Source organism: Kitasatospora sp. NPDC015120 (genome assembly GCF_043080305.1).
Taxonomy (GTDB): domain Bacteria; phylum Actinomycetota; class Actinomycetes; order Streptomycetales; family Streptomycetaceae; genus Kitasatospora.
In genome coordinates this window covers 273,297-286,166 of record NZ_JBIBVJ010000009.1, presented here as the reverse complement: position 1 = coordinate 286,166, position 12,870 = coordinate 273,297, and the positions used below count along the sequence as shown (strand labels likewise).

At 73.4% G+C, this 12,870-nt stretch carries 9 protein-coding genes and 1 pseudogene; 1 reads left to right on the top strand and 9 read right to left on the bottom strand.

The genetic code is table 11. The annotated features are described in order from the left end of the window. Positions 1–99: pseudogene (locus tag ACF1AK_RS22535) on the top strand (ATP-binding protein); the annotation flags it as partial. 109 nt (positions 100–208) lie between these two features. On the opposite strand, the gene cimA reads toward ACF1AK_RS22535, so the two are convergent. The 9 genes from cimA to ilvN form a co-directional block, all read right to left on the bottom strand. After that, positions 209–1,834, bottom strand: a complete 1,626-nt coding sequence (gene cimA, locus ACF1AK_RS22530; RefSeq protein WP_391500587.1) for a citramalate synthase — start codon at positions 1,832–1,834, stop codon at positions 209–211. Between the two features lie 358 nt (positions 1,835–2,192). Beyond that, entirely contained in the window at positions 2,193–3,305 is a 1,113-nt protein-coding gene (locus ACF1AK_RS22525) for a branched-chain amino acid aminotransferase (protein WP_391500586.1), read from the bottom strand. A 219-nt stretch (positions 3,306–3,524) separates the two neighbouring features. Continuing rightward, positions 3,525–4,562 (bottom strand): 3-isopropylmalate dehydrogenase, encoded by a 1,038-nt coding sequence (locus tag ACF1AK_RS22520; protein WP_391500585.1) that lies wholly within the window; start codon positions 4,560–4,562, stop codon positions 3,525–3,527. A gap of 74 nt (positions 4,563–4,636) precedes the next feature. Beyond that, positions 4,637–5,200, bottom strand: coding sequence for a Uma2 family endonuclease (locus ACF1AK_RS22515; protein WP_391500584.1), 564 nt, complete (start codon positions 5,198–5,200; stop codon positions 4,637–4,639). Positions 5,201–5,314: 114 nt separating this feature from the next. Continuing rightward, positions 5,315–8,689, bottom strand: a complete 3,375-nt coding sequence (locus tag ACF1AK_RS22510) for a S8 family serine peptidase (protein WP_391500583.1) — start codon at positions 8,687–8,689, stop codon at positions 5,315–5,317. A 242-nt stretch (positions 8,690–8,931) separates the two neighbouring features. Further along, on the bottom strand, positions 8,932–9,093 hold the full coding sequence (locus tag ACF1AK_RS22505) for a hypothetical protein (RefSeq protein ID WP_391500582.1): 162 nt from the start codon (positions 9,091–9,093) through the stop codon (positions 8,932–8,934). Positions 9,094–9,401: 308 nt separating this feature from the next. Continuing rightward, positions 9,402–10,985 carry a phosphoglycerate dehydrogenase gene (gene serA / locus ACF1AK_RS22500; RefSeq protein WP_391500581.1) on the bottom strand — a complete coding sequence of 528 codons (1,584 nt, stop codon included), beginning with the start codon at positions 10,983–10,985 and terminating at the stop codon, positions 9,402–9,404. Positions 10,986–11,226: 241 nt separating this feature from the next. Continuing rightward, entirely contained in the window at positions 11,227–12,225 is a 999-nt protein-coding gene (ilvC, locus tag ACF1AK_RS22495) for a ketol-acid reductoisomerase (protein WP_350550163.1), read from the bottom strand. A gap of 109 nt (positions 12,226–12,334) precedes the next feature. After that, on the bottom strand, positions 12,335–12,859 hold the full coding sequence (ilvN, locus tag ACF1AK_RS22490) for an acetolactate synthase small subunit (protein WP_030302941.1): 525 nt from the start codon (positions 12,857–12,859) through the stop codon (positions 12,335–12,337). Between the last annotated feature and the right edge of the window lie 11 nt (positions 12,860–12,870).

The following is a 12,870-nucleotide window of genomic DNA, read 5'->3' as shown; positions in this document are numbered from 1 at the left end:
GACACCCCCGTCATCACCCTGGACGCCCGACGCCGCGACAGCGCCAAGAGCGCCCTCATCACCCTCGTCGAACACGCCCTCCTCGCCCGCCTGCGGTGAACCGGGGGCACTGCCCGACGACGCACCACCCGACGACGCACGGCCGCACGGCGCGGCCCGCGGACCCTCCGGTCCACGGGCCGCGCCGTGCTGTCCCCGCCGTGTGCGGCTACGCCGCGTCCGGCTCCAGGCCGACCCGCAGCAGGCCGTGGGTGTAGGCGTCCTCCAGCGCCAGCCAGGAGGCCGCCACCACGTTGTCGGCCACCCCGACCGTGGACCAGGTGGCGGTGCCGTCGGTGGTGTCGATCAGCACCCGGGTCTTGGAGCCGGTGCCGTGCTGGCCCTCCAGGATGCGGACCTTGTAGTCCACCAGCTCCAGCTTGGCCAGCTGCGGGTAGATCCGCTCCAGCGCGGTCCGCAGCGCCCGGTCCAGGGCGTCGACCGGGCCGTTGCCCTCGCCGGTGGCGATCATCCGCTCGCCCTTGGCCCAGAGCTTGACCGTCGCCTCGTTGCCGGCGTTGCCGCCCGGGCCCTGCTCGCTGATGGTCCGCCACGACTCCAGGGTGAAGAAGCGCTGGCGCCCGCCGCGCACCTCGTCGCGCAGCAGCAGCTCGAAGGAGGCGTCGGCGGACTCGTAGGTGTAGCCGAGGCTCTCCTGCTCCTTGACCTTGGCGACCACCCGGCCGGCGAGGTCGCGGTCGGTGGAAAGGTCGTAGCCGAGCTCCTTGCCCTTGAGCTCGACGGAGGCGCGGCCGGCCATGTCGGAGACCAGCATCCGCATGGTGTTGCCGACCGTCTCCGGGTCGATGTGCTGGTAGAGGTCCGGGTCGACCTTGATCGCCGAGGCGTGCAGGCCCGCCTTGTGGGCGAAGGCGGAGAAGCCGACGTAGGGCTGGTGGGTGGACGGCGTGAGGTTGACCAGCTCGGCGATCGCGTGCGAGATCCGGGTCATCTCGGCCAGGCTGCCGGGCGGCAGCACCCGGCGGTCGTACTTGAGCTCCAGCGCGCCGACCACCGGGAAGAGGTTGGCGTTGCCGACCCGCTCGCCGTAGCCGTTGGCGGTGCACTGGACGTGGGTGGCGCCGGCGTCGACCGCGGCCAGGGTGTTGGCGACGGCGCAGCCGGTGTCGTCCTGGGCGTGGATGCCGAGCCGGGCGCCGGGCTTGTAGGTGTGGCAGTCGGCCAGCACGTCGGCGACGATCTCGCGCACGCCGGAGGGCAGCATCCCGCCGTTGGTGTCGCAGAGCACCACCACGTCGGCACCGGCCTCGTGGGCGGCGCGGACCACCGAGAGCGCGTACGCCCGGTTGGCCCGGTAACCGTCGAAGAAGTGCTCGCAGTCGATGAAGACCCGGCGGCCCTGGGCGCGCAGGTGGGCGACGCTGTCCCGGACCATCTCCAGGTTCTCGTCGAGGGTGGTGCGCAGCGCCAGCTCGACGTGCCGGTCGTGGGACTTGGCGACCAGGGTGATCACGGGCGCTCCGGAGTTCACCAGCGCGGCGAGCTGCGGGTCGTCCGCGGCGCGGCCGCCGGCCCGGCGGGTGGCGCCGAAGGCGACCAGCTGGGCGTGCCTGAGGTCCAGCTCCTCGGCGGCGCGGGCGAAGAACTCGGTGTCCCGGGGGTTGGCCCCGGGCCAGCCGCCCTCGATGAAGCCGACGCCGAACTCGTCCAGGTTCCGGGCGATGGCCAGCTTGTCGGCCACCGTGAGGTTGATGCCCTCGCGCTGGGCGCCGTCGCGCAGGGTGGTGTCGAAGACGTGGAACGCGTCGTCGGGGAGGTTGGTCGCCTGGGTCATGACCCTGGGTTCTCCGTTCCGGGAGGTCGGTTACTGCTCTGCCGGTTCTGAATCCGGCTCCACTGTCCAGCATCCCGCGCGCACCCGGTGTCCCTGGGCCCCTTGTGGGGGCCGCCGGCCGGTCCGGGGAAACAAAAAGACCCCTCGCGGGTGCGAGAGGTCTGCGCGCGGGTCTGGACGCTGGTGGTCGCCCCGCATCGGGTGGTGCGGTGGCGGTCACTGCGGACCGGCGCGCCTGCTGCTAATCATCAGCGACAGCGAGGACACGCCCGCAGTGTAGGCACATCATCCGGATCGCGGCCCGCCCGTCTCGCCATCCGGGACGGGACGGCGGGGCGGACGGGCCGCGGCGGCGGCGTCAGACGATCTTGTGCAGCCAGCCGTGGGTGTCGGGGGCCTGGCCGCCCTGGATGGCGAGCAGCGCACGGCGCAGCTCCATGGTGACCGGGCCGGGCTCGCCGGCGCCGACGGTCCAGTCGCCGCCGTTGGACTTCACCGAGCCGACCGGGGTGATGACCGCGGCGGTGCCGCAGGCGAAGACCTCGGTGAGGGTGCCGTCGGCGTTGCCCTGCTTCCACTCCTCGGTGGAGATCCGGCGCTCCTCGACGGCGAAGCCGAGGTCGGCGGCGAGCTGCAGCAGCGAGTCGCGGGTGATGCCGGGCAGCAGGGCGCCGGACAGCTCGGGGGTGACGATCCGGGCGTCCGCGCCCTCGCCGAAGACGAAGTACAGGTTCATGCCGCCCATCTCCTCGATCCACCGGTGTTCGGCGGCGTCGAGCCAGACGACCTGGTCGCAGCCCTTGGCGGCGGCCTCGGCCTGGGCGACCAGGGAGGCCGCGTAGTTGCCGGCGCACTTGGCGGCGCCGGTGCCGCCGGGCGCGGCGCGGACGTAGTCCTCGGAGAGCCAGACCGAGACCGGCTTGACGCCGCCGGGGAAGTAGGCGCCGGCCGGCGAGGCAATGATCATGAAGAGGTAGGAGTTGGCCGGGCGGACCCCGAGGCCGACCTCGGTGGCGAACATGAACGGGCGCAGGTAGAGGCTCTGCTCCGGCTCGGTCGGGACCCAGGCCTGCTCCTGCTGGACGAGCAGCTCGACCGCCTCGACGAAGGCCTCGACCGGCAGCTCGGGCATGGCCAGGCGGCGGGCGGAGGCCTGGAAGCGGGCCGCGTTGGCCTCCGGGCGGAAGGTCGCGATGGAGCCGTCGGCCTGGCGGTAGGCCTTGAGGCCCTCGAAGATCGCCTGACCGTAGTGGAGGGTCATGTTGGCCGGGTCCATCTCGATCGGCGCGTAGGGCGCCAGCTGGGCGTCGTGCCAGCCCACGCCCTCGGTCCAGCGGATGGTGACCATGTGGTCGGTGAACACGCGTCCGAAGCCCGGGTTGGCCAGCCGGGCCTCGCGCTCCGCCGGGGAGAGCGGGTGGGCGGAGGGCTTGAGGTCGAACGTGATGGGCGCCTGGGTGGGCGTGCTCATGGCTGTGTGTCCTTCACCGTGGGGTTGGTCCGGGCCGCTCCGCCGGATGAACGTTCCGCCTGTTTCGGACGGAACGGACGCACGACGGCACGGCCCACTGTCGATACTCGCATCCAGAGGGCCGTGCCGAACAGCCGCGGACTCCTTGGAGATCCGCAAGCTGCCGTTATGGGGTCCGGCCCGCGGGGGCCGGAACGCCGTTTGTCGGGTTCCGGCCTCCTAGGCGGATACTCGGGCGGCGAGCGCGTCGCCGACCTGGGAGGTGGTGCGGGCCCCGGAGCGCTCGGTGAGGTCCGCGGCGACCGCGTCCTCGATCCGGGCGGCCTCGGCGGGGTACCCGAGGTGGTCGAGCAGCATGGCGACCGACAGCACGGTGGCGGTCGGGTCGGCCTTGCCCTGGCCGGCGATGTCCGGCGCCGAGCCGTGCACGGGCTCGAACATCGACGGGAAGGCGCCGCTCGGGTTGATGTTGCCGCTGGCGGCCAGGCCGATCCCGCCGGTCACGGCGGCGGCCAGGTCGGTCAGGATGTCGCCGAACAGGTTGTCGGTGACGATGACGTCGAACCGCTCGGGCTGGGTGACGAAGAAGATGGTCGCCGCGTCGACGTGCAGGTAGTCGGTGGTGACCTCGGGGAACTCCCGGCCGACCTGCTCGAAGATCCGGGTCCACAGGTGGCCGGCGTGCACCAGCACGTTGTTCTTGTGCACCAGGGTCAGCTTCTTGCGCGGGCGCGCCTGGGCCCGCCGGTAGGCGTCGCGCACCACGCGCTCGATGCCGTACGCGGTGTTGAGGCTGACCTCGGTGGCCACCTCGTGCTCGGTCCCGGTGCGCAGCGAGCCGCCGTTGCCGACGTACGGGCCCTCGGTGCCCTCACGGACGACCACGAAGTCGATCTGCGGGTCACCGGCCAGCGGGGACTTCACCCCGGGGAAGAGCCGCCCCGGACGGAGGTTGATGTGGTGGTCGAAGGCGAACCGCAGCTTGAGCAGCAGCCCGCGCTCCAGCACCCCGGAGGGGACGCTCGGGTCGCCGATGGCGCCGAGCAGGATCGCGTCGTGGGCCTTGAGCTCCGCCAGGACGCTGTCCGGGAGCGTCTCACCGGTGCGGTGGTAGCGCCGGGCCCCGAGGTCGAACTCGGTGGCCTCCAGCTTCACATCGGCGGGAAGCACCGCCCCCAGGACCTTGAGACCCTCGGCCACCACTTCCTGGCCGATTCCGTCACCGGGGACGACTGCGAGACGAATCGTGCGAGACATGCTCGGAGGCTACTCCGGTGTCCCACAGCCTGACATCCGACGTCCACCATACGGACAGCCGGCCGCCCGGGGCCTCAGGTCAGATCGATGTCGACCGGGAAGGGGCGGTCGAGCTTCAGCTGCTTGTGGTGGATGCCGGTCAGCCCGTAGAGCCGGGTCGCCGGGTCCAGCTCGTAGGTGTGAACCACCGGGCGCCCCTCGTCGCACTCCACCCTCCAGAAGTGGGGAATCCCTGCAGTGGCGTACTTGCGAGGCTTCACCTCGCGATCGCGCTCCCGGGACTCCTGTGAGACGACCTCGATCGCCAGCAGCACATGCTCCGCGCCGAAGTTGGTCTGCAGGTACCCCGTGTCCGACGCGGCATCGACGACCAGCAGGTCCGGCTCGGGACGGTTCCGCTGGTCGAGCGTCACCCCCATCTCCGGCCATACCTCCCAGCCGTCGGGAGCGGCCTTTTCCAGGGCGCGCTCCAGCAGGCGCTTGGTCCTCACGTGGAACTTCGTCTGCGGGCTCACGAAGATCAGGCTCCCGTCGAGCAGCTCGGTGTGCGGCGGGAGATCCTGCAGCCGGTCGAGGTCCTCGGCGGTGTAGCCATCGACCGGGGGCCGAAGCCAGTCGGGGTACGGCGCGACGCTCATGGTTCCTCCCATACGGGCATCCTCGTGGCCGTTCTCAGGCTACTCGGACCGATCCCCCCGGGCTTCATCCTTTCGAGGGGCGTGCGCAGATCGGCGCACGCCCCTCGGCAGGCACTACGGCAGGTGCAGCACCTGGCTGCGGCCGGCCTCCGGGTTGAGGTGGTGGAGGAGGAGCAGGCGCGAGCGGTCGCCCGCGGGGTGGCGGATGTCGAGGACGGTCGCGGGGTGGACGGGGGCGGCGATCGCGGCGGGGCCGCCGGGGCCGGTGCGGATGTCGACGGCGGGGTGGAGCACGTCGACGGGGAGGGTGGGCCGGGTGCCCTGCAGGCCGATCGCGGAGAAGGCCTCGGCCGGGTCGGGCGTCCCGGAGCCGGTGAGGCCGGTCCACACGGCGTAGTGGACGGTGCCGCGGCCGGGGCCGATGCCCGGCAGGACGGCCAGGCGGACCGGCAGCACCACCGCGTCGGAGTCCAGCAGCGCGGTGTCGGTGTCGCCCCAGCGGGCGTTCAGCGGCTGGACGTCCAGCTCGGTGCCGGTGCGGGCGTCCAGGGCGCGGGCCACCAGGACGTCGCTGCCGCGCAGCCGGTCGGCCTTGACGATCACGTCGGTGACGCCGTCCCCGTCGGTGTCCAGCGAGGCCCGGACGGCGAACAGCCCGACCGGGGTGGCGGCCGGCGCCCAGACCCGGGCACCGAGGTAGAGCCGCCCCTCGGCGAGCGGGTCGCCGGGGACGGCGGGCGCGTCGCTGGCGGCGCCGACCTCGCGCAGGCCGGCGGCCCGGTCGCCGGCGTGCTCGACGCAGAGGTCCTGGAGGTGCTCGGCCTCCTCGGTGCTCCCCTCCGGGACGAAGCCCGCGCCGGGGCCGACGGCCGCTCCGCTGTCCGGCGGGCAGTCGGGCCAGCGGCCGCCCTCCCCGCCGAGCGCGAAGGCGCTGACCAGTCCGGGCCCGCCGCCGGGGGTGCCGCTGCCGGTGAGGACGGCCAGCGCGCCGTCGCGGGCGGTGCGGACCGGGGCGGTGGCGGCCAGCTCGGAGGCCGCCCGCGGGGCGGCGAACAGCGGCACCCGCAGCCCGGGGGCGGCGGGGTCCTCCGGAGTGAGCAGCAGCCGGCCGGAGAGCTCGCCGCGGTAGCTGCGGGCCCGGCCGCCCTGGACGGTCGCGATCGTCGGATCGGGGGTGCGGCCGAGCGCGCCGGGCACCCGCAGGGTGACCCGCACCCGCGCGGCGCCGCCGGGCGGGACCTCGACCCGTCCGGGCGCGAGCTCGAAGGCGGCGCCGGGCGCGTCGGTCGCGGCCGCGTAGCCGGTGCGGTAGGCGACCGGGGCGGCGGAGAGGTTGCGCACCTCGACCTCGCGGACCAGGGCGAGCGGCCCGGTGACGGCGAGCGGGCCGAAGGAGACGCCGACCGCGCCCTCGACCGCGCCCTCCCCCGCCGCGTAGGCGACGGCCGGGGTGCGCACGGCGCGGTCGACGGCGGCCCGGCCGGCTCCGGTGCGCTCGGGCCCGTGGACCGGGCCGGTGGCGCCGTCGCCGAGCCAGGTGTCCCCCGCGGTGTTCATCAGCGCCGCCTTCACCTGCTCGACGGTCCAGTCCGGGTGGACGGCGCGCACCAGCGCCGCCAGCCCGGCGACGTGCGGGGTGGCCATCGAGGTGCCGTCCTCGCGCTGGCCGCCGGTACCGCTGGCGACCAGGGCCGACCAGATGGTCTCGCCGGGGGCGGCGAGGTCCGGCTTGACGACGCCGGGCACGCCGATGCCGCGCGAGGTGAAGTCGGTGAGGGTGTCGAGCCGCTGCGGCTGGTCCTGGGCGACGGCGCCGTGCAGCGGGTTGCCGGGCGCGGCGAGGCGGACCCGGACCGGCCCGGCGGCGGCGCCCGCGCGCAGCCGTTCGCCGTCGGCGCGGCCGAGCAGGGCGAGCGGCACCCGGTCGTTGCCGGCGATCTCGGCGAGGTGGTCGTCGTCGGCGGCCAGCACCGCACCGGCCGCCCCCGCCTCGGCGACGTGGTCGGCGCGCGGGCCCGAGCCGCAGGCGCGTTCGGACTCGCGGGTGCTCCAGGCGAGCACCGCGATCCGCCCGGCGAGCCGCTGCCGGTCGGCCTCGGAGAAGGCCGTGCAGCCGTCGGCCTGGTCGGCGGGCAGCGCGAGCTCGGCGCTGACGTCGGCGGTGGACCAGTCCCGGTAGCGGGCGCTCCAGTGGGCCGGCAGCACGCCGGCGAGCGACGGCGGGTCGAGCACGGTGATCCCGTCGGCGTCGCCGTGCGGGTCGACGGAGGCGGCGACGGCGACGGCCCGGGCGGCGGTGCCGGGGCTGCCGCCGATGCCGTAGACGTCGCCCTCGTTGCCCGCGGCGGCGACCACCACGGTGCCGAGTTCGGCGAGCCGGTCGACGGCGAGGGCGTCGGCGTCGTCGGGCGAGCCGAAGCGGCTGCCGAGCGAGAGGTTGAGGACGTCGAGCCGGTCGCCCGGGTCCCCGTCGCCGTCCGGGTCGGCGGCCAGGTCGAGGGCGTGGCCGAGCTGGTCGGTGGAGCCGTCGCAGCCGAAGACCCGGATCGCGTAGAGCTGGGCGCCGGGCGCGGCGCCGGGGCCGACCTTGAAGCCGGCCGGGTCCAGGCCGGGCCGGTAGGGGCCGCGGTAGGGCTGCCCGTCCGCGGTGACGCCGAGGCCGGCGGCGGTGCCGGCCACATGGGTGCCGTGGCCGTTGCGGTCGCAGTCGATCGGGTTGTCGTCGGGGTGCGGGTCGGGCTGGTAGTGCGCGGCGTCCGGGTCGGGCTGGTAGTCGTCGCCGACCAGGTCGCGGCCGCCGATCACCTTGGCGGTGGGGAAGAGTCCGGCGGGCGCGGGCTTCGCGCCGTCGACGGACCGGAACGCCTCCTCGGTGCCGGGGCCGCCGAAGTCGGCGTGGGTGTAGTCGACGCCGCTGTCGGCGACGCCGATCCGGATGCCCTCCCCGGTGGTGCCGGACAGGGCCTGCGCCCAGACCTCGGGCGCGCCGGTGACCGGCACCGAGTACGCGTTGTCGCGCCGCTTGCGGACGATCGGGTGCACGGCCGCGACCCCGGGCAGGGTGCGCAGCGCGGGCAGCCGGCCGGCCGGCGCGCTCACCGCGAGGCCGGTGACCAGGGTGCGGGTGCGGTAGAGCTCCCGGGCGGCGGGCACCGCGGCGTGGACGGCGTCGGCCACCCGGTCCAGCGCGGCGGAGGTGCGGGCCCGCTGGGCGGCGCCGGCCAGGGCGGCCTCCCGGCGGGCGGCCTCCGGGGAGCGCTGGCGGCGCCGGGCCTCGTCGCCGGCCCGCCGCCAGACGGGGGCGACGGGCTCGGTGGCGAGTTCCAGCAGGACCGGGACGGGCGGGCCGGCGGCCTGGGCCGCCGGGCGCGCGGGCGGGTGGCCGGCGGCCGGGGCGGCGCCGGTCAGCAGGGCCGGTCCGGCGGCGGCCAGCAGGGCCAGCGCGAGGCCGGTCCGGGCGAGTGGCCGGCGGACGGTGGGACGACGCATGGGGTCCTCTCCCCCGGCCGGGGGAAGTGATCCGCGTCCCGTGCCGCTGACGCCCGCCCGTGCGGCCGTCGATCACCCTTCCGGGGGCCCCAAATTAGGAATATCGCGCCGGTCGGGGCGAGCAACCTCCCCCGAACGGTGGCAAGGTGCACCCCTTGGGGTGATGCTCCGTCAGCCCGTTCGGCCCATTCGGCGGATGAACGCCACCGGGCCGCCCGCACCCCGGGGGCCCGGGCGGCGGCTCAGTGGTGGCCGGTCATGCCGCCGTTGTCACGGCGGTCCAGCGCGCGCTGGAGCGCGGCGGCGGCGAAGGGGTTCCGCTCGGCGGCCCGACGACGGCGCGGGACGCGGGTCTGCGGGGCGGCGGGGGCGGAAGCGGCGTGGCGGTCGGCGGTGGGGGGCATACCGGGCTCCTTGGTTCGGTACGCGCCGTCGGAACGGACGCGGCGGTGGGGAGGAGGGGGGTACACCGGGCGGGGATCACCTGCCCATCGGGCGTACGGGCGCGCACGGGCCGCACACCCTGGCTACAGGGGCGGCACACCGTACGGCTTCCACCACGGTACGGCCCCGGCCGTGCGGTGTCTGCCCGGATACTTGGATTTCCTACTATCTGAGACGACCGTCACCCGGAGGAACGCACCAGGGCCCGGACCGCCATCCGTGCGGTGGTCCGGGCCCTGGTGAGGGGTGGTGCGGGGGCGTCGCGGGGTCAGGCGCCCAGGTCGACCGAGCGCGCGAAGCGGGCGCCGATCTCGGCGGCGATGGCCGACAGCACGTCCTGCGGGATCTCGCTGTCCACCGTGAGCGAGGCCAGCGCGCCGCTGCCGTCGCGGGCGACCTGCATGCCGGCGATGTTGATGCCGGCGTCGCCGAGGTGGCGGCCGAGGACGCCGACGACGCCCGGGCGGTCCTCGTACTTGAAGAAGGCCATGTGGTCGGTCAGCGCCACGTCCACGTCGAAGGCGTCCACGCCGACGATCTTCTGGATCTGCTTGGGGCCGGCCAGCGTGCCGGAGATGGCGATCTCCTCGCCGTTGGCGAGGGTGCCGCGCACGGTGATGACGTTGCGGTGCTCGGGGCTCTCGCTGGAGGTGGTCAGCCGCACCTCGACGCCGCGCTCCTGGGCGAACAGCGGGGCGTTGACGTAGGACACCGTCTCCGCCACGACGTCCTCGAACACACCCTTGAGGGCGGACAGTTCGAGCACCTTGACGTCGTGCTGGGTGATCTCGCCGCGTACCTCGACGTCGAGCCGCACCGCCACCTCGCCGGCCAGCGCGGTGAAGATCCGGCCGAGCTTCTCGGCCAGCGGCAGGCCCGGGCGGACGTCCTCGGCGATCACGCCGCCCTGGACGTTGACCGCGTCCGGCACCAGCTCGCCGGCCAGCGCCAGGCGCACCGAGCGGGCGACGGCGATGCCGGCCTTCTCCTGGGCCTCGTCGGTCGAGGCGCCCAGGTGCGGGGTGGCCACCACGTTGTCGAGGGCGAACAGCGGGGAGTCGGTGCACGGCTCCTTGGCGTACACGTCCAGGCCGGCGCCGGCCACCCGGCCGTCGCGCAGGGCGCTGAGCAGCGCCTCCTCGTCGACGATGCCGCCGCGGGCGGCGTTGACGATCCGGACGGTCGGCTTGACCTTGTGCAGCGCCTCGTCGCCGATCAGGCCGATGGTCTCCGGGGTCTTCGGGAGGTGGACGGTGATGAAGTCCGAGACCTCCAGCAGCTCCTCCAGCGAGACCAGCTTGACGCCCATCTGCGCGGCGCGGGCGGCCTGGATGTAGGGGTCGTACGCGACGATCTTCATGCCGAACGCCGACATCCGCTGGGCGACCAGCACGCCGATCCGGCCGAGGCCGACCACGCCGAGGACCTTCTCGCTCAGCTCGACGCCGGTGTACTTGTTGCGCTTCCACTCGCCGCCCTTGAGCGCGGCGTTGGCCGGCGCGATGTTGCGGGCGACGGAGATCAGCAGGCCGCAGGCGAGCTCGGCGGCGGTGACGATGTTGGAGGTCGGCGCGTTCACGACCATGACGCCGGCCTTGGTGGCGGCGGAGACGTCCACGTTGTCGAGACCGACGCCGGCCCGGGCGACGACCTTGAGCTTGCGCGCGGCGGCCAGCGCCTCGGCGTCGACCTTGGTGGCGGAGCGGATCAGGATGGCGTCGACGTCCGCGATGGCCGTCAGCAGCTCGGTGCGGTCCGCACCGTTGCAGTGGCGGATCTCGAAGTCGGGGCCAAGGGCGTCGACCGTGGCGGGCGAGAGCTCTTCGGCGATCAGAACGACGGATTTGCTCACGACAGTGTGTCCTAACTGTCCGGTTCCCCCGGGCACGAAGGTGGCGTGGAGGGCGGGGGAAGGTGGCATGCCGCGTAAGTAGACGCACGACGCTGTGGGCCTGACGCGCACTCGGAAGTGTATCGACGGGCTGGATACCCGGCTGCTCCCGTCCGGCGAAATCACCCGGACGGGAGCAGCCTAGTTGTACAAGGGCGTTACAAAATCGGAAGGGTCCGACTCAGCGTGCGCCCGGTGTCGCTCAGGCCTCTTCCTTGACCCAGCTCATCAGCTTGCGCAGCTTCTTGCCGGTGGTCTCCAGCAGGTGGTCCTCGTCGGCCTTCTTGTACTCGTTGTACTTGGGCAGACCGGCCTTGTACTCGGCGATCCAGGTGTTGGCGAAGGTGCCGTCCTGGATCTCGGCGAGGACCTTCTTCATCTCGGCCTTGGTGGCGTCGGTGATGATCCGCGGGCCGGTGACGTAGTCGCCCCACTCGGCGGTCTCGGAGACCGACCAGCGCATCTTCTCCAGGCCGCCCTCGTACATCAGGTCGACGATGAGCTTCAGCTCGTGCAGGCACTCGAAGTAGGCGATCTCCGGCTGGTAGCCGGCCTCGACCAGGGTCTCGAAACCGGCCTTCACCAGGGCGGCGGTGCCACCGCAGAGGACGGCCTGCTCACCGAACAGGTCGGTCTCGGTCTCCTCGGTGAAGGTGGTCTTGATGACGCCGGCCTTGGTGGCGCCCAGGCCCTTGGCGTAGGACAGCGCCAGGTCGAAGGCCTTGCCGGAGGCGTCCTGCTCGACGGCGACGATCGCCGGGACGCCGCGGCCCTCCTCGTACTGGCGGCGGACCAGGTGGCCCGGGCCCTTCGGGGCGACCATGCAGACGTCGACGTCGGCCGGCGGCTTGATGAAGCCGAAGCGGATGTTCAGGCCGTGGCCGAAGAACAGGGCGTCGCCGGCCTTCAGGTGCGGGGCGATGTCCGCCTCGTAGACGTCGGCCTGGATCGGGTCCGGGACCAGGATCATGATGACGTCGGCCTCGGCCGCGGCCTCGGCGGGGGTGACCACGCGCAGACCGGCCTCCTCGGCCTTCTGGCGGGACTTGGACTCCGGCTTCAGGCCGACCCGGACGTCCGCGCCCGAGTCGCGCAGGGACAGCGCGTGGGCGTGGCCCTGGCTGCCGTAGCCGATGACCGCGACCTTGCGGCCCTGGATGATGGACAGGTCGGCGTCGTCTTCGTAGAACAGCTCGGCCACGGGGGCACATCTCCTTGCGAGTGGTTTGCCTGGGTCTGCGTCGGTTCCTACCGTATGCGGACCCGGTGGAGGGGTGGGGCGGTAATCAGGTGGTGAGACGCGGCGCGGTTCAGGCGCTGCGGTCGAGGGCGCGCAGCGAGCGGTCCGTGATCGAACGGGCGCCGCGTCCGATGGCGACCAGGCCGGACTGGACCAACTCCTTGATGCCGTAGGGCTCCAGCATCCGGAGCATGGCCTCCAGCTTGTCCGAGCTGCCGGTGGCCTCGATGGTCACCGCGTCCGGGGACACGTCGACCGTCTTGGCGCGGAACAGCTGGACGATCTCGACGATCTGCGACCGGGTCTCGTTGTCGGCCCGGACCTTCACCAGAACCAGTTCCCGCTGGATCGCAGCGGACTGGTCGAGTTCGACGATCTTTATCACGTTGACCAGCTTGTTGAGCTGCTTGGTGACCTGTTCCAGCGGGAGGTCCTCGACGTTGACCACGATGGTCATCCGGGACACGTCCGGATGCTCGGTGGGGCCGACGGCGAGGGAGTCGATGTTGAAGCCCCGACGGGAGAACAGCGCGGCGATCCGGGCGAGCACGCCGGGCTTGTTCTCGACCAGGACGGACAGGGTGTGCTTGGACATGGGTCGTGGGT